Origin of the sequence: Polaribacter marinaquae, from assembly GCF_038019025.1 — a bacterium.
Classification (GTDB): domain Bacteria; phylum Bacteroidota; class Bacteroidia; order Flavobacteriales; family Flavobacteriaceae; genus Polaribacter; species Polaribacter marinaquae.
Genome location: NZ_CP150496.1, coordinates 1,093,435 through 1,116,930, shown reverse-complemented (window position 1 = coordinate 1,116,930; position 23,496 = coordinate 1,093,435). Strand labels below are relative to the sequence as shown.

Here is a 23,496-nt window from a genome sequence, read left to right as displayed (position 1 = left end):
ATGAATTTTATACAACAAGCATATAAAGGTAAAAATGAATGGTATCATTGGGTTTTTACAATTATTTTAGTTTTCTTAGGATGGCAAATATTAGGTATAATTCCTTTAGCCATGGCCGTTGCGGCACAATCAAAAGATATAAATGAATTTGTAGAATTTGCAGAAAGCAATTTTATGACTTCTGGCTTAGACAAGAATTTACTATTGTTTTTAATGATTTTAACCTTTTTTATAGGGTTGATGTTTTTGTTTATCAGTATTAAATTTATTCATAAAAGAACAATTAAATCATTAATTACAAGTAGAGATAAAGTCGATTGGAAACGTTTTTTCTACGGATTTTTTGTTTGGGGAATTTTAGCAATTGTACTTTCTTATATCGGTATTTTATTAGCTCCAGAAAATTTTACTTGGAATTTTAATCCGAAACCATTTTTTATATTATTGGCAATTTCTTTTTTGTTTCTGCCTTTTCAAACTACTTTAGAAGAGTTGTTGTTTAGAGGTTATTTAATGCAAGGTTTGGGTATTTTAGCAAAAAATAGATGGTTACCATTACTTTTTACCTCGGTTGTTTTTGGTCTTTTACATGGCGCAAATCCAGAAGTTGCTAAACTTGGGCAAATATCTATGGTGTTTTACATTGGTACAGGTTTGTTTTATGGTATTGTAACTTTAATGGATGATGGAACTGAAATTGCATTAGGTTTACATGCAATCAACAACATAACTGCTGCTTTTTTTATAACTACAGATTGGACTGTTTTTCAAACAGATGCTTTGTATATTGATACCTCAGAACCATCTGTAACTTGGGAGATGTTTCTACCTGTTTTTGTTTTATATCCTTTAATGCTTTTATTATTTTCAAAAAAATATGGTTGGTCTAATTGGAAAGAAAAGTTGACTGGTCGAATAACAAAACCAGTTAATTTAAAAGAAAATTATAGGGTTTTAGATGAATTATAGTAAGAATTACATTCATAATAGCTTTCAATTAAACGGATACTCATTTAGCAATTCTGCAGAGTTATTAAATTATACGTCTAAAATTTCTAAAGATGTTTTTCTATTTCTAGAAGAATGGTTTTCCGATAGTAATTCAGTAATCATACAAACCTCTGGTTCTACAGGAAAGCCCAAAAACATAGAGCTTCAAAAAGAGAGAATGTTTAATTCTGCTATAGCTACAGGTAATTATTTTAATTTAAAAGCAGAAACAACTGCTTTGTTATGTTTGCCCGCAAGTTATGTAGCTGGTAAGATGATGTTAATTAGAGCACTTACTTTAGGTTGGTCTTTAGACATTGTTACACCAAATTCAAATCCTTTAGAAAATGTTTCTAAAATTTACGATTTTTCTGCCATGGTTCCTTTACAAGTAGAAAATTCTATCAATTATTTAGATAAGATACGTAAACTTATTGTTGGTGGTGGTGTAGTTTCAAACCCATTATTAGCAAAACTGCAAAATGTTTCTACGGATGTTTTTGCTACCTACGGAATGACGGAAACGATAACACATATTGCTGTTAAAAAGTTAAATAATTTTTCGACATTAAAAACCAATTTTAATCAATCAAACTTTTACAAAACCTTGCCAAATGTTACTATTTATGTTGATGAAAGAAACTGTTTGGTAATTAATGCAGTAAAAGTTAGCGAAAAAGTATTATTTACAAATGATGTGGTTCGTTTAATTTCTGATACTCAATTTGAATGGTTAGGTAGATTTGATAACGTAATTAATTCTGGCGGAGTGAAATTACAGCCAGAAGTAATAGAAAGTAAGCTAGTTAAAGTATTACAAAAACCTTTTTTTGTGGCAGGAATTTTAGATGATTTATTGGGTAGTAAATTAATTTTGATTATTGAAGATACTGATGATAATACTTCAGAAAAAAAAGAAGGTATAGTCAATAAAATAAAATCTTTAAATCTATTTACCAAATTTGAAATACCAAAAGAAATTTATTTCCTACCAGAATTTATGTATACAGAATCTAGTAAAATTCAAAGAAATAAAACGTTAAATTTATTAAAACTCTAATCTAAATTTAAAAGATAGTCTCTTAAATTCTCACTTTCTTCTAAGTTTAATTTCTTTTTTATTCTGTAACGAGCAGTTTGCACAGATCTAGGGTCTATCATAAAAATTCTTGCAATTTCTTTTGTTTGCATATGAAGTTTTATAAACATGCAGTGCCTTAGTTCTGTCTCTGTAATATTAGGATGCTTTTCAATTAATTTATCATAAAAATTGTTGTGTAATGCATTAAAATGTTCTGTTAATGTTTTCCAATCTTCATCTCTTTCTAAAACACTATCTATTTGATTGATAATTGTTTTTACTGTTTTTTTATCTTCGGTTTTAAGACCTTTTATGTCAGCTTTTATCTCTTTAAAGTATTGCTTATTATGAAGTAAATTTGTGGTTAACATCATAATTTTTTTATCCCTATTATTGTTTTTATTCTTTAGAGAGGCTATTTTTTTATTTTTCTCTTTATTTGTTTTCTTAAAACTTAATAGGGTAAAATAATAACCAAAAATTCCTAGAATAAAAATTACTATTATTAAGAGTACTATAATTTTAAGGTTATAATTGGTGCTTTCTAAACTCTCTTTTTGAATGGCAATTTTATCATGTTCTAATTTAGAATTTAGAATCTCAATTTTATTTGATAATTCATTGTTGGTTCTATCTTTGTTTTCAAGTACAAAAGACAGAATTTCTGGGTTTTTATGCCCAATTAACTCTAAACTGAAAATACAATCGCTAGAATATTCATAAGCTTGATGTATAGAGATGCTTATTGTATTTTTACCTTTTACAAAAATATTGTTTTCAAAAAAATGTTGATAATATTTCTTTTCTTCTGCACCTTTGGTGGTACTGCTAGCTAAAGTAGTTTTTCCAATAGTAATGTTTGGCATATTATCTCTAAAGAGTTCTTTGCCATTTACATATACTACTGCACCATCATCTCTTTTTAACTTAAATTCATAAGCAATATAGTCATCATCAATAACTATATTTTTTTTAAAATATTTAGTGATATGTTTTTTTTCTTTATCACCTCCGTAGCTAATTGTAGTAGTTAATTTTTTATCTCCGTAACCTATTGGTGTCAGCCCTTTCTGCCAATTAGTTAGATTTTTTAGATTTGTCCAATCACTTTCTAGGTAACCTTTATCATAATAAAACCAATAATCTTGATCTTTTATTAAAGTCTCTTGAGAGAATATTAGAATAATATTAAATAATAATAAAAATACAGTTAATTTCTTCCTACATCTTAATGCATTCATTTAAAGCGGTTTAGATTTTGTTGTAATGCAAATATAGTAGTTAAATTGCTATTATTTTAATTTTGTAGTAGATAAGTTTGTGTTAAAATTTAACATTTTAAAAAAAGTATATTATATTTGTGCTAATAGTGAATAAGCTATGTAATAATAAGATTGGGGGATTGAACTTATTGCATAAGACAAAATAATAAAAGTCGTGATTTAATTATCACGACTTTTATTATTTTGTCTTATGCCGAAATTTTAGATTTCCATTGAGTGGTAAACATTTTGAACATCATCATCTTCTTCTAACTTTTCAAGTAGCTTTTCTACATCAGCTTGCTGATCTTCTGTTAATTTAGTTGTTGTAGTTGGTATTCTTTCAAAACCAGAAGATAAAATTTCTACATTATTTTCTTCAAAGAAAGATTGTATTGCTCCAAACTGCTCAAAAGGAGCGTAGATAATAACACCTTCTTCATCATCAAAAACTTCTTCAACTTCAAAATCTATCAATTCTAATTCTAATTCTTCCATATCCATTGTAATATCTTCTTTTTTCAAAGTGAAGTTACAGGTATGGTCAAACATAAAAACAACAGAACCAGAAGTACCTAAGTTTCCATCACATTTATTAAATGCTGCTCTAACATTTGCAACAGTTCTATTATTGTTATCTGTTGCCGTTTCTAAAAGAACTGCAATACCGTGTGGTGCATAGCCTTCAAATAAAACTTCTTTATAATTTGCAGTATCTTTATCTGTTGCTTTTTTAATGGCACGTTCTACATTATCTTTTGGCATATTCGCCGCTTTGGCGTTTTGAATAACTGCACGTAAACGAGAATTTGTTTCTGGGTTTGGGCCACCTTCTTTAACAGCCATTACAATGTCTTTACCAATTCTGGTAAATGTTTTTGCCATTGCAGACCAACGTTTCATCTTCCTTGCTTTCCTAAACTCAAATGCTCTACCCATTTCTTTGTTTCTTTAAAATTATAGCTACAAATGTAAAAATTTGAAGTCTGTTTTACAATTATTTTAAACTTCAATTACGATTAAAATATACCTATAATTAGGTATTGTTTTGGTGAACTTTTTAAGATAGCTTTATGTCTATTCTAAAACACCATCAATTATGAAAAAAATTACTCTTATACTTTTTGTTTTCTGTGGATTAATAATGTCTGCTCAAAACAAATTAACTTCTAGTTTAAGTGAATCTTATAACGGAACTGCTTGGGCAAATAATAATAAAAGCATATTTAGTTACGATTCAAACAATAACCTTATTTTAGAAACTGGTTTTTATTGGAATTCAACTTCACAAGAGTGGGAAAAAAGTTATGAAGAGTCTTATAGCTACAATGCTAATAATAAGGCAACAAATTATTTATACGTTTCATACACAACAGGTACAACACAAATTTCTTATCAATATAGAACGAAATACACTTATAATAATGATGGAAATGTTATACAAATTCTAGATGAAGAATATGATAACAATTCTTGGGTTAACGATTATAAAATTGATTTAACCTATTCTAACGGAAAAGTTACAGGTGGTCTAAGTTATGAATGGAATGGAACTGCTTGGGTTTTTGATGAAGACTCTTCTGAAACTACAATTAATTATAATTCTGATGGAACTATTAGTGCTTTTATAAACAAAGCTTGGAATGGTAGTGCTTGGGTAGACGATAGTAGAACTTTATATACTTACGATGCTAATAAAAGAGTTATTTTAGAAGATTCACAAACTTGGGACGGTTCTGTTTGGGCTTCTGATTATAAATTAGAAAATACTTTTGATGCTAACGGTAATATAGTTGTTGAAAAAGAATCATACTTAGAAAATGGAGCTTTTGTAGTAGCTTCTAATGAAGCAATTGCTTTTGACTTAAACGAACAAATGTCTGCATATGCACATCCTTTTAAAGATAAATCTGGTCTAGATTTTCTAGCTAATTCTAATGGTGTCGTTAATAAAATATTATCAAGAACAAGTGATAATTATAGAACTACATATCTTTATAATGGCGCTACAGCAAGCGTAAAAGATGTTTTACTTGCAGATTTTAAAACATATCCAAATCCTGTAAAAGATATTTTAACTATTGATAATTCTAATTTTAGAATTAAGAATTTAAACGTGTATAATATTTTAGGAAAAAGAGTTCTTTCTACTACACAAAATCAGTTGGATTTTAAAAACCTAAATAAAGGAGTTTATGTTTTAAAAATAGAAACAGAAAAAGGAAAAATAGGAACTACAAAAATTGTAAAAAAATAAAAATATTAATATTACCACGATTTTTTCTATTGAAAAAATCGTGGCTTTTATTGAATTAATAATTGATACGATTGCTTTGCGATTTCTAATTCTTCGTTTGTAGGTATAATTAATACTTTAACTTTAGATTTTTTAGCTTGTATTTCTCTAATTTCTTTAGATCGAATACTATTTTTATCATGATCTAATTGTATACTTAGAGCTTCTAAATTGTCGCATGCTAATTTTCTCATTAAAGCAGAATTTTCTCCAATACCAGCTGTAAAAATAATAGCATCTAATCCGTTTAAAGCAGCATTATAAGAGCCTATATATTTTTTTATTCTATAAGCAGCTAGGTTTAAAGCGTTTTCACAATCTTGATTTCCGTTCATCGCTTTTTCAGAAATTTCTCTTAAATCAGAAAAACCTGTAAGCCCTTTCATACCAGAATTTTTGTTTAATAAATTTGATGTTTCCTTTAAAGACAGATTTAATTTTTTCATCAGAAAGAATAGTACAGAATGATCGATGTCTCCAGAGCGAGTGCCCATAATCAATCCATTAGATGGTGCAAAACCCATTGAAGTATCAATACATTTACCATTTTTTATTGCCGTCATACTACAACCATTACCAAGATGAATACTTATAATATTTTTAGAATGTTCTTTTCCTAAATATTCTATTGCTTTCTCTGAAACGTATTTATGACTAGTACCATGAAAACCATATGCTCTAACATGATTTTCTTCTAAAAAAGAATTTTTAATAGCATATTGATACGCCTCTTTTGGCATTGTTTGATGGAAAGCGGTATCAAAAATTGCAATTTGTTTTGCAGAAGTAAAAATAGTTTCTGCAATTTCTATTCCGGTTAAATTTGCAGGATTGTGCAATGGAGCCAGGTCATATAAATCTCTAATACTGTTTTTAACTTCTTGGTTAACAATTGTTGTTTTGTTAAATTTATTACCACCATGAACAACTCGATGACCAACTGCATTAATTTCAGAAACATTATTAATTACACCTATTTTAGAATCTAACAAGGTATTTGCAACTTTATGTAAACCCTCTTTATGATTTAAAATTGGTAAAGTTTCTGTAGTTTTTTGATGATTGTTTTCGTGTGTAAAAATAGCATCTTCCATACCAATTCTTTCTACCAAACCAACACATTTAACGGTTTCGTTTGGCATTTCAATAACTTGATATTTTAAAGAAGAAGAACCTGCATTTAAAACTAAAATATTCATAATTAATTTTGATTTGCTTGAATTGCTGTTAATAAAACCGTGTTAAAAATATCATCAATAGTGCAACCTCTACTTAAATCGTTTACAGGTTTATTTAAGCCTTGTAACATTGGGCCAATTGCCAATGCGCCAGTTTCTCTTTGTATTGCTTTGTAGGTGTTGTTTCCGGTATTTAAATCAGGAAAAATTAAAACAGATGCTTGTCCTGCAACCTCAGAATTTGGCATTTTAGTTCTTGCCACAGAAATATCTACCGCTGCATCATACTGTATTGGTCCTTCAATTTTTAATTTAGGATTTTTTGTCTTAACAAGTTCTGTAGCTTTTCTAACTTTTTCGACTTCTTCACCTTTACCAGAGCTACCAGAAGAATAAGAAAGCATTGCTATTTTAGCTTTTATACCAAAAGCTTCTGCAGATTGAGCAGAAGAAATTGCAATTTCAGACAATTGTTCTGCATTTGGATTTGGGTTTACAGCGCAATCTCCCATCACAGAAACTCTATCTGATAAACACATAAAAAATACAGAAGAAACAACAGAAACTCCGGGTTTTGTTTTTATTAATTGCAATGCAGGTTTTATGGTGTGCATTGTTGTATGTACTGCACCAGAAACCATACCATCTGCTAAACCTTCCATAATCATTAAAGTACCATAATAAGAAACGTCTCTAGTTAAATCTAGTGCAGTAGTTTCTGTCATACCTTTATGTTTTCTTGATTGATATAAAGTGTTGGCAAAACTTTTATTATGAATTGAATCTTCTGGATTTAAAATATTGATTTCATCTAAATTAATTTGTAATCCTATTTGATCACATTTTAACTGAATAGTATTTCTATCTCCAAGTAAAGTTAAGTCTACAATATTTAACAACTGTAATCTAGCTGCAGCGGCCAAAATACGCTCGTCATCACCTTCTGGTAAAACGATATGTTTTTTTTCTACTCTAGCTTTTTGTAATAAGTTATATTGAAACATGCTAGGTGTTAACTTGTCAGATTTATGTGAAGTTAAGATATTTGTTAAACCCTCTGCATTTACATACTTATCAAAGGTATCTAATGATAAAAGAATCTTTTTATTATGTGTTGCGTATATTTTAGACTTTACACTTCCAATTTTATTAGAAATACCAAAAGTACCTCCATCAACAGAAATAATAGGCACAGTAGATTGCACACCTTCTATCAATTTTATAATAGATTCTTCCGGAATTAATGTTCCTGTTAAGATAATTCCTGCAATTTTAGGATAATTCTTAGAAGCATTTGCTTGTAAAGCGCCTAAAATAATATCTGCTCTATCGCCTGGTGTTATAACCAAAGCGTTTTCTTTAATTCTTGTTAAATAATTTCTTAGTTGCATTGCGCCAGTACTATAACTGCCAATTGCATTTTCTAAAAATTGTTCACCAAAAAGTACACGACCATTTAAAGCCTTTAAAACTTCTTTTACAGTTGGAAAAGAAAGAAAATCTATCTTAGGAATAATATCTATTTGTAGTTTTTTAGGAAAACTATTTGTTAGTTCTGTTCTAATATAATCAACTTCATCTACTTCAATTTTATTTGCAACAATACCAATAACATCTACTTCTTTATTTATAAAAGAATTGTAAGATAATTGCATGGTGTTAATAAAGTCTTTTTTCTTTTTACCGTTACCAGAGCCCACAATAAGCGCAGGAATGTTAAGGTTTTTGGCTATCATTAAGTTTACGTCTAATTCTGTAAAACCTCCATCGCCAGAAAAATCGGTACCTTCTACCAATACATAATCATAATTAGCTTCTAGCTTTTTATATTTTTTTATAACATGATGTATAACTTCATCTTCTTTTCCTTCACTTAAAAGTTCTACAACTTCACTTTGCGTGTAGGCAAAACAATCTTTATAATCTATTTCTAAGTTGAAAAAATTTATCGCTGTATTTGTGTGTTCGTCATAACCATTTTCATCAATTTCATTTATAATAGGTCTAAAGTAACCGACCTTAGCAGATTTGGTTAACATCATTCTTAATAAACCTAAAGAAATTAAAGATTTACCACTATCAGACTCTACAGTAGCAATGTATATAGCTTTACTCATGTTTTTATTGTATTGTTTTGCAAAAATAAGGCATAAAAAAATGACTAATTGTGATATTAGTCATTTATTATTTATTTAGATATAATTACAAGTTATTAAACCTGTAAAACTCCCATATTAAATTGTTTTTCAATAGGAGCGTGGTTTGCTGCTTCAATTCCCATAGAAATCCAAGTTCTAGTATCTAACGGATTAATTACCGCATCTGTCCAAATTCTTGCGGCTGCATAATATGGTGAAATTTGTTTATCGTAACGAGATTTTATCTTGTCAAATAATTCGGCTTCTTTTTCTGGAGTAATTTCTTCACCTCGTTTCTTTAAAGAGGCAGTTTCTATTTGTAATAAAACTTTTGCTGCAGAATTACCACTCATAACAGCTAACTCAGCACTAGGCCACGCAGCAATTAATCTTGGGTCGTAGGCTTTACCGCACATTGCGTAATTACCAGCGCCGTAAGAGTTACCAATAACAATGGTAAATTTTGGTACCACAGAATTACTAACAGCATTTACCATTTTTGCTCCATCTTTTATGATTCCGCCATGTTCAGATTTAGAACCTACCATAAAACCTGTTACATCTTGTAAGAAAACCAATGGTATTTTCTTCTGATTACAATTGGCAATAAAACGAGTAGCTTTATCTGCAGAATCATTATAAATTACGCCACCAAACTGCATTTCTCCTTTTTTGGTTTTTACTAATTTACGTTGATTGGCAACAATACCAACTGCCCAACCATCTATTCTGGCGTAACCCGTTAAAATTGTTTTTCCGTAACCTTCTTTATATTGTTCAAATTCAGAATTATCTACCAAACGTTTGATAATTTCTAACATATCATATTGTGCATTTCTTTCCTTTGGAAGAATTCCGAAAATATCATCTTCATTTTCTTTTGGAGGAAAAGCTTCTTTCTTGCTAAAACCAGCTTTGTCTGAATCGCCAATTTTATCAACAATAAATTTTATTTTATCTAACGCGTCTTTATCGTCTTTAGCTTTATAGTCTGTAACTCCAGAAATTTCACAATGAGTTGTTGCACCACCTAAAGTTTCGTTGTCTATAGATTCTCCAATTGCAGCTTTAACTAAGTAGCTTCCGGCTAAAAAGATACTCGCTGTTTTATCTACAATTAAAGCTTCGTCACTCATAATTGGTAAATAAGCGCCGCCAGCAACACAACTTCCCATAACGGCAGAAATTTGTGTAATTCCCATACTGCTCATTACGGCGTTATTTCTAAAAATACGTCCAAAATGTTCTTTGTCTGGAAAAATTTCATCTTGCATTGGTAAATAAACACCCGCAGAGTCTACTAAATATATAATTGGTAGTCTATTTTCAATAGATATTTCTTGAGCACGCAAATTCTTTTTTCCAGTTATCGGAAACCAGGCTCCAGCTTTTACAGTTGCGTCATTTGCTACAACAATGCATTGTCTTCCTTTAATGTAGCCAATTTTCACAACAACACCACCAGAAGGACATCCGCCGTGTTCTTCGTACATTCCTTCTCCAGCAAAAGCACCAATTTCTATTGACTTTTTATCATCATCTAATAAATACTCAACACGTTCACGCGCAGTCATTTTACCTTTACTATGGTGTTTGTCAATACGTTTTTGACCTCCACCAAGTTTTACTTTGGCAAAACGTTGTCGTAAATCTGATGCTAAAAGTTTATTGTGATCTTCGTTTTTATTGAAGTTTAAATCCATAAAGTTGTTTTGTTTGCGAGTGCTAAAATAAGAAATTTTTTAACTGTAAGAACTAATAATTTCGGCTACTGTAATTGCAATTTTTTTATACTTTTCTTGTTTTTCTAATCTTGAAGGTTCTGCTGTTCTTTCTGTACAATTTTCTACAGCGCAAGTTTCACAAGTAACACCTACCAGTTTTTTTTCAAAGGTATCTTCTTTAAAGAAATTTAGTTTCTTTTTAAGGTTTGCAGATAATAACATTCCGATACTTACACTTCTGTTTATGTCTTCTTTAAAAGGGTCAGTTGTTGCGGATGATAAAACTAGGTATTCGTTTTTCTGATTAACATAAGAAGATATTTGTACTCCAAATGTTGGTCTTTCTTTAGAAGATTTTTCTAAGTCTTTTATTGTTTTTATAGAAATCCATCTTCTACAATAATGATCATTGTTTCTGTTAGCGTGAGGCGCTTGTTGCTGAGTTATGTGTAGTTCTTTATTTAATCTAAATTCTGGTGAGTTTAATTTATGAGTAAAACGTAAAAAAAACAGGTTTTTTATATTGTAGTACTTTGGTAATATGTTTGTTAATCGTTGGTAGAAAGTTTCGTGAGAACAATTAAAATGTTTAATAATTTTATGTAGTTCAAGTGGTTTCCATTCTTTTAGAGAGAAGAATTGTGTTAGTTTTTCAGTTAAAGATTTTCTTGGAATAATTAAAGCTCCAGCAAAATAGGAAGCTATAAAATTATTTAAAACTTGATCGAAGTTTTCAAATTTTATCCAAGGGAAGGTAAATAATCTGTCATTAATATTTAAATAGTTGTAGGCTAATTCCTTTGCATAAATAAAAGTTTTTTGTGCTTCAGAAATAGTGCTGTCTATTAAAAGTATTTTCTTTTGTGGAATAAATATATTTCTTAATTCTCCTAAATTTTCATGTTTTCTTAATTCTTTATCATTTATGGTGTAACCGTATTCTTCTGTTAAAATGTCTTCTAGATCAATAGAGGTTATTCTTTTATTTAGGTTTAAATGATAAGACTCTGCAAATTTTTCTACATCATTTTCTATATCTTCAAAATAATTACTGTGTGCTTCTTGGTAAGAGCGTAAGGATGCTAAAAAGAAACTTTCTCTAGTTAGGTTGTAGTTTTGAGCAATCTTAATTATTGTACTTATAAAGGCATTTACTTTTGCAGGAGCATTTGCTACAATATCAATTAAGTTATTCTCTTTTATGCCGAATAAGTCTAGTGGAATTTCCTTTAAAATTTTAGATTGTAAAATTTCTCCAATAGGAGCAAGGTTTTTATCTAGTTTTAGCGAAACTAAATTATCATAAGGAACATCTAGTTTTTCAGAAAGAATGATAATTTTATCTGTTTTTGGATATTTTTTTCCTTTTTCAATTTCGTTTAAATACGATTTTGATAAGCCCGATAATTTTGATAAACCGAATAAAGATAAATTCTTATCTGTCCTTATTTGTTTAAGTTTTAAGCCAAAAATCAGTCTAATGTACTCGTCTTCTATAATCATATTTCAAAGATAATCATTATTAGCGAATATTAAAATTTTATCTTTTTTTTAAATTTAGCGAACGTTCGCTTGTGGCGTTCAAAAATATTTTATATCATTGCAGTATAAAAATCAAAAAAAATATAAATATGGAACAAGCTACAGCATTAAAAGAGATAAAATTTGTAGGATTTTCTCAGGAAGAGTATCAAAGTGTTTTAACGTTAGAGGCAAAGATTTTTTTGGTTGAATTGCATAACAAATTTAATTCTAGAAGATTGGAGTTGTTAAAAGAAAGAGAGGTTTCGCAGGCATATTTTAACGCAGGAAATTTCCCTTCTTTTTTAGAGGAAACAAAAGAGGTAAGAGAATCTGATTGGGTTTGTGCTCCTTTACCTGAAGATTTATTAGATAGAAGAGTGGAAATTACGGGGCCTGTTGATAGAAAAATGGTGATTAACGCATTAAATTCTGGTGCAAAAACATTTATGGCAGATTTTGAGGATAGTAATTCTCCAAATATTGAAAACAATTTAGGAGGGCAAATTAATTTACGTGATGCTATAAATAAAACCATTTCATATTATAATGAGAAAAAAGATAAAACATATTCTTTAAATGAAGAAACTGCAACTTTATTGGTGCGCCCAAGAGGTTTGCATTTAAATGAAAAGCATTTATTGATTGCTGGTGAAGAGATGTCGGGTTCTTTAGTTGATTTTGGATTGTTCTTTTTTCATAATATAAAAACATTACAAGAACAAGGTTCTGCAACCTACTTTTATTTGCCAAAATTAGAGCATTATTTAGAAGCTCGTTTTTGGAACGATGTTTTTGTATTTGCACAAGACTATTTGTCAATTCCGCAAAAAACAATAAAAGCTACAGTTTTAGTAGAAGCAATTACAGCTAGTTTTCAGTTAGACGAAATTATATATGAATTAAGAAATCACATGGCAGGTTTAAATTGTGGTCGTTGGGATTATATTTTTTCATACATCAAGAAGTTTAGAAATCATAAGGGGTTTATGGTTCCAAATAGAGATCAGGTAACAATGAATTCTCCATTTATGAAAGCTTATTCTTTATTGGTTATTCAAAAATGTCATAAAAGAAATGTGCATGCAATGGGAGGAATGGCAGCTCAAATTCCAATTAAAAACGATGAAAAAGCAAACGATGCTGCTTTTGCAAAAGTGTTTAATGATAAAGAGCAAGAAGTAAAAAACGGTCATGATGGAACTTGGGTTGCGCATCCAGGATTGGTAAAAGTAGCCATGGATGTTTTTAATAAAAATATGCCAACTAAAAATCAAATTCATATTAAAAGAAGTGATGTAAAAGTTTCAGAAAAAGATTTGGTTGAAATGCCAAAAGGAACAATTACCGAAGACGGAATTAGGAAAAACATAAACGTTGGAATTTTATACATAGAATCTTGGTTAAGAGGAAATGGTGCAGCAGCATTATATAACTTAATGGAAGATGCTGCAACTGCCGAAATATCGAGAACGCAAGTTTGGCTATGGTTGCACAATAACGTTAAAATTGAAGACGGAAGAACTTTTAATATGGCAATGTATCAGTTATTAAAAAGGGAAGAAGTAGAGAAATTAAAAAAATTAGTTGGCGAAGAGAATTTTACAAATGGTAAGTTTAAACTTGCAATAGAGTTGTTTGATCAATTAGTTTTATCAAAAGATTATAAAGAGTTTTTAACGCTTTCAGCATACACATATATATAAAAAAAAGCCCCAAAAAATGCGGCAACATTTTAAGGGGAAAGCTATTAACAATAACTTATTTAACAACACAAAATTATGAAAAATTTAGCACAAACAAATTATAGTTCAGTATTAGAAACAGTAAGAAATTTAAAAGCAAAATATGGCAACTCTTGGAATGCTATAAATTCTGAAAGTGCTGCAAGAATGGCAACTCAAAACCGTTTTAAAACAGGTTTAGATATTGCTAAATATACAGCTGCAATCATGAGAAAAGATATGGCGGAATATGATGCAGATTCGTCAAATTATACACAATCTTTAGGTTGCTGGCATGGTTTTGTGGCGCAACAAAAAATGATTGCTGTAAAAAAACATCATAAAACAACAAATAAAAGTTATTTGTATTTGTCAGGTTGGATGGTTGCTGCTTTACGTTCGGAATTTGGACCATTGCCAGATCAATCAATGCACGAAAAAACAGCAGTACCAAGTTTAATTGCAGAAATTTATGATTTCTTACGTCAAGCAGACGCAATTGAATTAAATGATTTATTCCGAAGAAAAGAAAACGGAGAAGACGTACAAGATCAAATAGATAATTTTGAAACGCATATCGTTCCAATTATAGCAGATATAGATGCAGGTTTTGGTAATGAAGAAGCTACTTATTTATTAACTAAAAAGATGATTGAAGCTGGAGCTTGTGCAATTCAGATAGAAAATCAGGTTTCAGACGCAAAACAATGTGGTCATCAAGATGGAAAAGTAACCGTGCCACATGAAGATTTTATAGCTAAATTAAATGCAATTCGTTATGCATTTTTAGAATTAGGTGTAGATGATGGAGTAATTGTAGCAAGAACCGATTCTGAAGGAGCTGGTTTAACACAGAAATTACCAGTAAGTCAAGAGCCTGGAGATTTAGCTTCTCAATATTTAGCTTTTGTAGAGGCAGAAGAAATTGCAATTGAAGACGCCAAAGAAGACGATGTTTTATTAAAAAGAGAAGGTAAATTAGTGCGTCCGGTAAGATTACCAAATGGATTGTATAAATTTAAAGACGGTTCTAATATTGATAGAGTTGTTTTAGATTGTGTTACAAGTTTACAGAACGGAGCAGATTTATTGTGGATTGAAACTCCAACACCAAATGTTAAGCAAATTGCACATATGGTTAATAGAGTAAAAGAGGTAGTGCCAAATGCAAAGTTGGTGTATAATAATTCGCCTTCTTTTAACTGGACCTTAAATTTCCGTAACCAAGTGTATGATGAAATGTTAGCAGAGGGAGAAAATATGTCGGAATATGATAGAAATAACTTAATGGATAAAGCATATGATGGTTCAGAATTATGTCATCTTGCAGATCAAAAAATTAAAACTTTTCAGGTTGATGGAGCAAGAGAAGCTGGAATATTTCATCATCTAATTACATTACCAACCTATCATACAACAGCGTTGCATATGAACGATTTAACAGAAGGTTATTTCGGTGAAGAAGGAATGTTAGCTTATGTAAAAGGTGTGCAAAGACAAGAAATTAGAAAAGGAGTTTCTTGTGTAAAACACCAAAGAATGGCTGGTTCAGATTTAGGAGACGATCACAAAACCTTCTTTGCTGGAGATAAAGCTTTAAAGGCTGGTGGAGCGAATAATACTTCTAATCAGTTTGAAGCAAAAGAAAATAAAGTAGCAGAAGCTATAGTTTAATAATTTTTATTCTATTTCGATAGGATACAATTCCCGCCGTTGTTTTTTTTAGTTGTTTGTTTAAAACGATGCGGGAATTTTTTTAAAATAAGTTTACATAAATTTAGCTGTTTGTAAATTTTATTTGAAGCGAAAACACCACTATTTTTTAGTGGTGTTTTTATTTTTTCTACAATGTTTGTAACAATTCATATAAAAAAACTACATATATCTATAGAAATGTTGTTATAAATTAAATTTTTTAACGAAATTGCTTGTCTTAAAATTGTTCAATTAAAAAACACTACGCAAATTATGTCTGATGATTTTGATTTATTAGAAACGAATTCTAACGAGAAAACCGAAAAAGTTGATGTAAACTGGGGGAAAGCCATCGATACGATGAAATCCAAACTATCTCAAGAAGAGGACCCACAAAGACGTCAAAAAATATTAAATGCAACATTAGATGATGTTGTGCACATGGCAGAAAAAGACAGAACAACGCTTTTAGATGCAATTAAAGACTTAACTGATTATCAAGATGAGGTTGGAATTATTTTTGAAAAATTCTCATCATTAAATCCAGAAGAGCAAAAAATAATAGACGATGCGCAAAAAGCATTAGAAAGAGCAAGAATAGAATTAGAAGACGCAGAGAACAAACCAGATACTTGGTGGAATAATCTTTGGGGGCGTAAATCTAAAATTAAAAAGGAGCAAGCGGAATTTAAAGAAGCAGAAAAAATACGTGCTGGCGCAGATAATAAAGCAAAAGCAAAGTTTCAACAACGTATAGAAAGTGCAGATGTACAAACATTATTAAGTGAGCTTTCTTACAAATCTCAAGCAGCGGTTACGCGTTTAAAAAACCGTGAAGTAGAAATTAAAGAAGTAGAAGAAAAGCTAAAAGATGCAATTGTAGAAGCTTCTAAAAATCATACAAAAGCTTTAGAGAAAAAAGCAGAAACAGAAACAAAATTAGAAGAACAGTATGCTTTGCTTAAGCAAGCGCGTCAAGCATTAGAAGAAGTTGCAGACAAACAATCTGCTGAATATTCAGAAGCTTTGTCTAAAGTTACAACTATAGAGCAAAAAGTAGAAGAGTTAGAAGGTCTTAAAAATGCCTACACAACTTTGGCGGCGTCTAAAGATAGTTTTGTGCACAAGCACAATTTAACTATTAAAGTGTTAACTTCTTTACGTTCTAATTTACAAACACACAGAGCAAAATTAAAAAGTGATACAGATGAACGTTTGAAGTATTACGACGGTTATGTTGTTGCGTTAAAAGCAAGAACAGATCAAGAATTTGCGGCAATTTTAGAGCATTTAGGTGTAAAAACCGATGAGCATATTGGTGAAACCTTAGCATCTATGCATACGGCAAGTGCCAAAGCACGTCAAGAAATGATGGACAACATTCCGGTTCACGAAAAAGTTATGCAAGGTGTTTATAGCACCTACGCAGAGGCTTTGCATGAAATTCGTGCAAAAGATTCTAAGATTCAGGCAAACTTTGCAGAGCGTTATGGTATCGATATGAAAGAAATTTTCGAAGATTATTATAAGGCAGATGGAGAAGCATCTTCAGAAGGTGGAGAACCAGCAAACGATCCAAAACCAGAGTCTAACAACGACGATTTGTTAGGTTAAAATAAGTAGGGCGTTCCCTTCTTTTGAGAAAAACAAAAGAAGGTCAGGCTTTACATTATATCTTTTTCTGAAAGAGAAAAAGGATGTCATTTCAATCCTTAACGCGGGCTTATTTACTAGCTTATTGCTTACTTATTAAGTTGGTTAGTGTTTATAATGTTGGAAATAAAGCCTTTAAATTTAGTTTTAACTATTAAATACAAGTATAATTTATAAATATTATTTATATTTGTAAAAAATAAATATAAAATGGCAACATTTACATCTTCATTACCAGATAGTCTTTTAGAAAAATTATCTGTTTTAGCTAAAGAATTAAAGCTTCCTAAAAATAGGTTAATAGAAAATGCTTTAGAGTTATATTTAGAGCAAATAGAAAAGGCTAGTTACATAAAGTCTTATAAGCAAGCTGGTACAGACCAAGATATTTTATTGGTTGCAGAAGAAGGTATGCAAGAATATTTTACTTCAATCAATAATGAAGAAACTCACTAAATGAAGCAAGGCGAAATTTGGGAATTGTATTTAAATCCCACAAAAGGAAGCGAGCAAAGTGGTAGAAGACCTGCGGTAATTATAAGTGGTAATATGTTAAATAAACATTTACAAGTTGTAATTGTTTGTCCATTAACAACAAGTGTTAAAAACTATAAAGGAAACCTTGTGCTAGAACCTAGCGAAATAAACGGATTGTCTAAAACTTCGGAAGTGTTAACTTTTCATGTTCGTTCGGTTTCTAAAACAAGGCTCGATAAAAAAATAGGTAAAATTCCGTTGAAAGATGTTGAGGTAATTAAAAAAACCTTAAACGATATTCTTAAATTTTAAGCATGATAACTACACCGTTAGATTCTGCAATTCTAGATTCCAAAGAGCAATATGTTTTCTATCATAAAATGGTAGACTTTGCGTTGAAGGAATTGCTAGTTAATGTACAAAGACAAGATTTGTGTAACCTGCAAGAACTTACATTTTTTAAGCAATATTCCGACTTGTTATTGTATTCAATAGAGGCAATGCGCGTAAAATATATGTATGATGAGGAAGATAATATGAAGGTAGATTTAACTGAATCTGGGTTTCCTAATTATCTCGAATTTAGATATTTATATAATGACTTAGGTCTAAAAAAAGAGTTTTTATCAAAACTAAACGAATCGTACTCTATAAAAGACGAATTTTTAGACACTTTATTAAGAAAAAAACAGCCGGTTAAAAGGAATCGTCTTTTTCAAGCAGCATCAATAGTGTATTATTCATCTGTAAATCAGCAATATATTTACAACAGATTTGTGCAAGGAAAAATTTTAAACTCACCAGACAGTATTTCTTCAAAATACATGACAAGCTGGAGTTTTTACGATGTTTCACATAACAGACCATTTATATGTTTTATGTATTTCGATTTTGATGGAAAGAATATTAGTAAAGAAAAATCAGAATTATATAGAGTTTTAAAAGAAAGTGCTGATAGAGAAATGCCGTTAGATACAATGGCGTATAATATTGATAGAAAATTACCAGATATTCATCCTAAGCATATAAAAAGAATCGATTTAGGTCCGTTGCATAATGTATTTGCAAAAGACGAAAACGAAATTACACATGCAATTTTAGAGGCAATTGCTAAAAAGGAAATTCCTTTAGAAAGTTATGCATTGTCTCTTAAAATAGATGAGGTTTTTTCTGGAGATACTTTTAAAGAAGGCGGATTTTTCTCGAAACAAACCATGCAAAAATGGAACGAAGTAGCGCAAAAAAAATACGTTTTTGCACCACATAGAATTATACAATTATTGCACAATAAAACACCAGGAATATTGAATAAGTTGGCAAAACAGCCAATTCAAGTTTCAAATTTAAAAATTGATAAAAGATAAAGTTGGCAGTAACAGTAGCAGTAATCAGAACTGCTTACTGAAACTGTATACTGAAAACTAAAAAAACATGGAACACAATTCTACTTTTCCAATAAAGCAAAATGAACTCAATATGCTTCGAGATGAAGCGAGTGGATATTTAAAATCTGTTCAATGGGAACAAGGAGCTAGAGCAAAAAATAAAGATAAAGATGCCAAAGACGAATCTATTTTACTGTATTTATCTAGAGCCAATAACGGAAGTAGCACTTCAGTTACGTCAGTTTCTAAAACAATTTTAGCGTTAAAAAAACGTTTATTACCAGATTCTTTAGCAATTCCAATCAACTTAAACAAAACCTTGTACGCTGTTCAAGAAGGATTAACGTTAGGAATTTGGATTAAAGATAGTTACAATGACGCTTCGGGTTTATCTAGTTTAGCAGAACGTAAATCAGCTTTAGATAACAATGGTAAACGAGAGTTCGAAAGTAAAATGCAAACAGCAACAGCATTTCAATTATTTGGAACTTCGTATAAAATATTACACGATTTAAAACCATTTTCTTCGGACGATTTATCGGTTATGAAACAGAAATTTGCTGGTATTCCAGAGGTTTCTTTGATGTCACCTTTAAAAGGAATTGCGTGTAGTTTGTTTTATTTTGATAAATATTTAGCACATCCAGATATTATAAAGTCAGACAAAGATGTTATCGATTTTACGGTTGTTTATTTTGAAGCTCTAATTGATGAAATTCAGTTAAGAAAAAGTACTTTAGAGTACACAGAAACAATTGTAGATAGAACTTATAAATTAGAAAAAACAGATTTTGCCGTTTCTGGTTGGGAGAATTTTTTTTCTGGAACGGCAAAAAGTGTTGAGTTTAATAAAATTAAATTCGAACAAATTGTTGGTAATAAAGATGCAAAGCATTTTGCACGTAGGTTAACAGAAAGAATGTTAAGTTACGATTTTGATGCAAAGAAAAATCCGTTTCAAGAATTGGGTGGTTTTATGCCTGTTTTTATGGGTTACGGAATACCAGGAACAGGTAAAAGTATGTTAATTGCTGCCATTGCAACTCGATTAAAAGAGCATGCAGACAATTTAGATATTCCGTTTTTATTTCATCCCATGCCAGATACTTTAATTAGTACATTTCAAGGTGGTTCTGCAGAAAAAATGGTAGAATGGATGAAACCTATGCAAGACCCAACTAAATTAATTTTTGCGCCAATTGATGACGCCGAAAATAACTTGCAAGAAAGAACTGCACAAGGAGTTTCTGCTGGTGTTAAAGAAGTAATTGGTGTTTTCTTACGTTATACAGAAGGTGCTTATGCTGTAAATTATGGGAATTCGTCTATCGGACTTTTTACCAATTTACCAGAAATGTTAGACAAAGCAGTAATTTCTAGAGTACAAGGTAGGTTTAAAATTGATGGTGCAAGAACAGAAAATGACTTTTTAGATCAAGATTATATTTGGTGGAAAAAATTTGAAAAAACAATTCCGGATTTTGTGAATATGCAAAATCCAGAAAATTATCAATATTTAAAAGATCAAGGTCTTACAAAAAATATGGGCGAAATTCTTAGTTCTGTAGAAAAACCATCCGAAGAAAGAGTTTTAGAAGCTTATGACAAAGCTGTGCAAAAGCATAGTACTAATCAGCATTTGTTTTTTGCAAGTTTGTATAAAGAAATTCAGCAAATATTTCCATTTTTCTCCTCTAGAGATGTTAGAAACATTCAATCTGCAATTTCTTTACGTTTAACAGATTTTGATTTGGAAGAAGATTGGTTCGAAAATCCAGAAATTTATTTCAAAAAGAATTACGAAACCAAATTTGGCATGTTGCAAGAATTGATGAAAAGCAATATGAAAGGTTTAGATTTTTCTGAAATTAGAAGACAAGAAGTTGTAAGGTATTTAGACAATGTGGCAACGATTGCAGACACCGATTTTAAACGAAAAGTTGATGCTCGTGTGAATCAATTAAACATAGATTTACAAGCAAGAAAATCTTTTAGTAATGAGTAGTTTAAGAGTAAAAAATATAAAAAAAACTGTTTTATCAGACAATTATTACACGCTTTTTAAATTTAATTTTGATTATCAAAAATCTGATGGTAGTTGGGTAAAACCAATGAGAGAAGTTTATGAACGTGGTCATGGTGCAGGAATTTTATTGTATAACACAAAAAAACAGACCGTAATTTTAATCAAACAATTTCGTTTTCCAACGTTTGTACATGATAATAAAGATGGTTTTTTAGTTGAAATTCCGGCAGGATTATTAGATCAAGATAATCCTGAACAATGTATTATACGAGAAACCGAAGAAGAAGTTGGTATTCGATTAAAGTCTGTTAAAAAAGTTTACGAAGGGTATTCATCTCCAGGGGTTTTAACAGAGAAAATGCACTTTTTTGTGGCAGAATATTCTGATGATATGAAAGTAAGCGAAGGTGGCGGCATAGCATCAGAAAACGAAGATATAGAAGTTTTAGAAATACCGTTTACAGAAGCTATTGATATGCTAAACAGCGGTAAAATAGAAGATACAAGAACAATTGTATTGCTACAATATGCTCAAATTCATAATTTGTTAAATTAAAATGGAAAAACTAAAAGACGCAAAATTATTTAGAAACGAACTAATTTCTGTTAACGGAAAATTAGTAGAGCGCTACAATAAATGTTTAGAAAAATTAGGTTTTTCTAAAACAACGTTAACCTCTTTTTCTATTGATGGTTTAGGTTGGAGTCCAGAGATTGCAGAAGAAAAGAAAGAGCAATTTTATTTAAATAATGAAGAGGCAAATACGCACGCAATTATTATTTCGCCTTTGCAAAAAAGTTTACCAATTTACAATCCTTTTCATTCTTTTGACAAAGAATTAATGAAGGTTGTTTTTAAAAAACATGGCGATTTTATAAAAGATATTACTAGAGATTCAGCTATATGCTTAGATTTTGATCAAAAAATAGATGTTTTTTACGAACCTTTAGACGTTTTAAAATATAAAGACATTGTAATAAAATTTCATTTAATAAATAACTTAAATAAAGCTAAAGAGAACCAATTAAAATTAATTCATACTTTTAATTTAGACAATAATTTTATAGACGAAAATATTCATAAACAGTTATTAGCATCTGCTAAAAAATATGGCGATTTACGTGAAAGAAATCTTATTTTAGAAGAAATTAAATACACTACAGATTCTTTTTATACGAAAGCATTTGGCGGAATTTTTGTGTTGAAAGATTTTGTAAAACCAATTTTAATTTTTCAAGAAAAAGAAACATACAACCAAGCGATAAACGATACTGTGCATGATATTTTAATGTATCATATTTCTCATGATGAGTTAATCGATAAGCTTTTAAGTTATGACGTTATAGAAGCAAATCTAGAAGAAGAATTGCATCAAAAGAAATACGAAAGAATTAAGAAATATACGCTTTCGAAACATTTGATGTCGCCAACACATTTGGTAAAAGATATTTTACAAAACGACATTCTTTTTAAGAGTTATTTAAATAAAATTGATATTTCTGCGAGAAAAAAAGTAATGGGTTTAGAGTTGTTTTTAGAAAAAAAGAAAACTTCTAAAACCATAAAAGCAAAAGATTTTTTAGACAAAGATTTGTTTGTTTCGTTGCACAAACCGCATTCTTCGTTAAAACCAAATCACCAAGATTTAATTTGGTATTTATTGGTAAATATTGCGCCAAAAGATGTGTTATTTTTATATTGGTATGACAAAGAACAATTTTATAGCACATTCAAAACATTAGAAAGCTCAACTCAAGATTGGGTAATAGAAACTATTTTAAATAATTTTTAAACAAAACATCTTACACAAATAATATGACACTAGAACTTTTAATATTTATTGCAGCTATTTTATTTGGTATTATTTTATTTTGGAGAGAATCTCAAGGAAATAAGTTGTATCGTTTTTTTAATAAAATGATGAATTCTAAAGAACTACAGATGTCTATTACGAACAAAAAAGGCTTTATCTATCAACAAAACTTTCTTTTAAGACTTGTATATATAAGCACGTTTTTCTTAGTTTTAGTTTTAATTGCACGTTTTATAATTCCGATAGATATTACAACCGTTTCGTTATTTACTTCGATGATTTTTGGTACGTTATTAGGAACTTATATTGCTGGGTTTATTTTTAAATCTTCTGCAATTATAGAAGAACAATCAGAAAATTTAGGAGATACTTTTAATGATGTTTTAGAAAAAGGAAAAGGTTTTGTGAAAGATTTAAAAACAGAAGAACCTGTTGCTATTAAAAAAGCACAAGAAGAAGTTAAAGATAGTAAAGTAGAAGAAAAAAGTGCTAGAGAAAGATTGAAAGACAAAGGTTTGTTATAGGTTTTGTA

At 30.0% G+C, this 23,496-nt stretch carries 19 protein-coding genes; 13 read left to right on the top strand and 6 right to left on the bottom strand.

The annotated features are described in order from the left end of the window. Both WG950_RS05080 and WG950_RS05075 read left to right on the top strand, forming a co-directional pair. On the top strand, nt 1-969 hold the full coding sequence (locus tag WG950_RS05080; protein ID WP_340934572.1) for a CPBP family intramembrane glutamic endopeptidase: 969 nt from the start codon (nt 1-3) through the stop codon (nt 967-969). Then, nucleotides 959-2,050 (top strand): AMP-binding protein, encoded by a 1,092-nt coding sequence (locus tag WG950_RS05075; protein ID WP_340934570.1) that lies wholly within the window; start codon nt 959-961, stop codon nt 2,048-2,050. Before WG950_RS05080 ends, WG950_RS05075 begins: the two co-directional genes overlap by 11 nt. Here WG950_RS05075 and WG950_RS05070 read toward each other — a convergent pair. Both WG950_RS05070 and WG950_RS05065 read right to left on the bottom strand, forming a co-directional pair. Beyond that, entirely contained in the window at nt 2,047-3,312 is a 1,266-nt protein-coding gene (locus tag WG950_RS05070) for a hypothetical protein (RefSeq protein ID WP_340934569.1), read from the bottom strand. The two genes, WG950_RS05075 and WG950_RS05070, sit on opposite strands and share 4 nt — an antisense overlap. 243 nt (nt 3,313-3,555) lie before the next feature. Then, on the bottom strand, nt 3,556-4,272 hold the full coding sequence (locus WG950_RS05065) for a YebC/PmpR family DNA-binding transcriptional regulator (protein ID WP_077808730.1): 717 nt from the start codon (nt 4,270-4,272) through the stop codon (nt 3,556-3,558). Nucleotides 4,273-4,432: 160 nt separating this feature from the next. On the opposite strand from WG950_RS05065, the gene WG950_RS05060 reads away from it, so the two are divergent. Continuing rightward, nucleotides 4,433-5,590, top strand: coding sequence for a T9SS type A sorting domain-containing protein (locus WG950_RS05060; protein WP_340934566.1), 1,158 nt, complete (start codon nt 4,433-4,435; stop codon nt 5,588-5,590). Between the two features lie 47 nt (nt 5,591-5,637). Here WG950_RS05060 and WG950_RS05055 read toward each other — a convergent pair whose 3' ends face one another. The 4 genes from WG950_RS05055 to WG950_RS05040 all read right to left on the bottom strand — a co-directional run bounded on the left by WG950_RS05055 (nt 5,638) and on the right by WG950_RS05040 (nt 12,172). Beyond that, the gene (locus tag WG950_RS05055) at nt 5,638-6,828 is read right to left on the bottom strand and encodes an acetate kinase (protein ID WP_340934564.1); all 1,191 of its coding nucleotides are present in this window, start codon (nt 6,826-6,828) and stop codon (nt 5,638-5,640) included. A 2-nt stretch (nt 6,829-6,830) separates the two neighbouring features. Then, nucleotides 6,831-8,924, bottom strand: coding sequence for a phosphate acetyltransferase (gene pta, locus WG950_RS05050; protein WP_340934562.1), 2,094 nt, complete (start codon nt 8,922-8,924; stop codon nt 6,831-6,833). 95 nt (nt 8,925-9,019) lie between these two features. Beyond that, entirely contained in the window at nt 9,020-10,648 is a 1,629-nt protein-coding gene (locus WG950_RS05045) for an acyl-CoA carboxylase subunit beta (protein ID WP_340934559.1), read from the bottom strand. Nucleotides 10,649-10,687: 39 nt separating this feature from the next. Continuing rightward, nucleotides 10,688-12,172 (bottom strand): helix-turn-helix domain-containing protein, encoded by a 1,485-nt coding sequence (locus WG950_RS05040; protein ID WP_340934556.1) that lies wholly within the window; start codon nt 12,170-12,172, stop codon nt 10,688-10,690. 128 nt (nt 12,173-12,300) lie between these two features. Here WG950_RS05040 and aceB point away from each other — a divergent pair, with 128 nt between their 5' ends. The 10 genes from aceB to WG950_RS04990 all read left to right on the top strand — a co-directional run bounded on the left by aceB (nt 12,301) and on the right by WG950_RS04990 (nt 23,488). Beyond that, on the top strand, nt 12,301-13,896 hold the full coding sequence (aceB, locus tag WG950_RS05035; protein ID WP_340934555.1) for a malate synthase A: 1,596 nt from the start codon (nt 12,301-12,303) through the stop codon (nt 13,894-13,896). A gap of 75 nt (nt 13,897-13,971) precedes the next feature. Next, entirely contained in the window at nt 13,972-15,588 is a 1,617-nt protein-coding gene (locus WG950_RS05030; protein WP_340934553.1) for an isocitrate lyase, read from the top strand. A 294-nt stretch (nt 15,589-15,882) separates the two neighbouring features. Further along, complete coding sequence (locus tag WG950_RS05025; RefSeq protein WP_340934551.1) at nt 15,883-17,223, top strand: microtubule-binding protein; 1,341 nt, start codon at nt 15,883-15,885, stop codon at nt 17,221-17,223. A 249-nt stretch (nt 17,224-17,472) separates the two neighbouring features. Beyond that, nucleotides 17,473-17,718, top strand: a complete 246-nt coding sequence (locus tag WG950_RS05020; protein ID WP_340934549.1) for a ribbon-helix-helix domain-containing protein — start codon at nt 17,473-17,475, stop codon at nt 17,716-17,718. After that, nucleotides 17,719-18,051: a type II toxin-antitoxin system PemK/MazF family toxin gene (locus WG950_RS05015; RefSeq protein ID WP_340934547.1), complete on the top strand. Its 333-nt coding sequence runs from the start codon at nt 17,719-17,721 to the stop codon at nt 18,049-18,051. A 2-nt stretch (nt 18,052-18,053) separates the two neighbouring features. Continuing rightward, nucleotides 18,054-19,103: a hypothetical protein gene (locus WG950_RS05010; RefSeq protein WP_340934546.1), complete on the top strand. Its 1,050-nt coding sequence runs from the start codon at nt 18,054-18,056 to the stop codon at nt 19,101-19,103. Between the two features lie 67 nt (nt 19,104-19,170). Continuing rightward, complete coding sequence (locus WG950_RS05005) at nt 19,171-21,129, top strand: AAA family ATPase (RefSeq protein ID WP_340934545.1); 1,959 nt, start codon at nt 19,171-19,173, stop codon at nt 21,127-21,129. Further along, nucleotides 21,122-21,706 (top strand): NUDIX domain-containing protein, encoded by a 585-nt coding sequence (locus tag WG950_RS05000; RefSeq protein ID WP_340934544.1) that lies wholly within the window; start codon nt 21,122-21,124, stop codon nt 21,704-21,706. Before WG950_RS05005 ends, WG950_RS05000 begins: the two co-directional genes overlap by 8 nt. 1 nt (nt 21,707) lies before the next feature. Continuing rightward, on the top strand, nt 21,708-22,943 hold the full coding sequence (locus WG950_RS04995) for a DUF6638 family protein (protein ID WP_340934542.1): 1,236 nt from the start codon (nt 21,708-21,710) through the stop codon (nt 22,941-22,943). A 23-nt stretch (nt 22,944-22,966) separates the two neighbouring features. Continuing rightward, nucleotides 22,967-23,488, top strand: a complete 522-nt coding sequence (locus WG950_RS04990) for a hypothetical protein (RefSeq protein WP_340934540.1) — start codon at nt 22,967-22,969, stop codon at nt 23,486-23,488. Nucleotides 23,489-23,496: the final 8 nt, after the last annotated feature.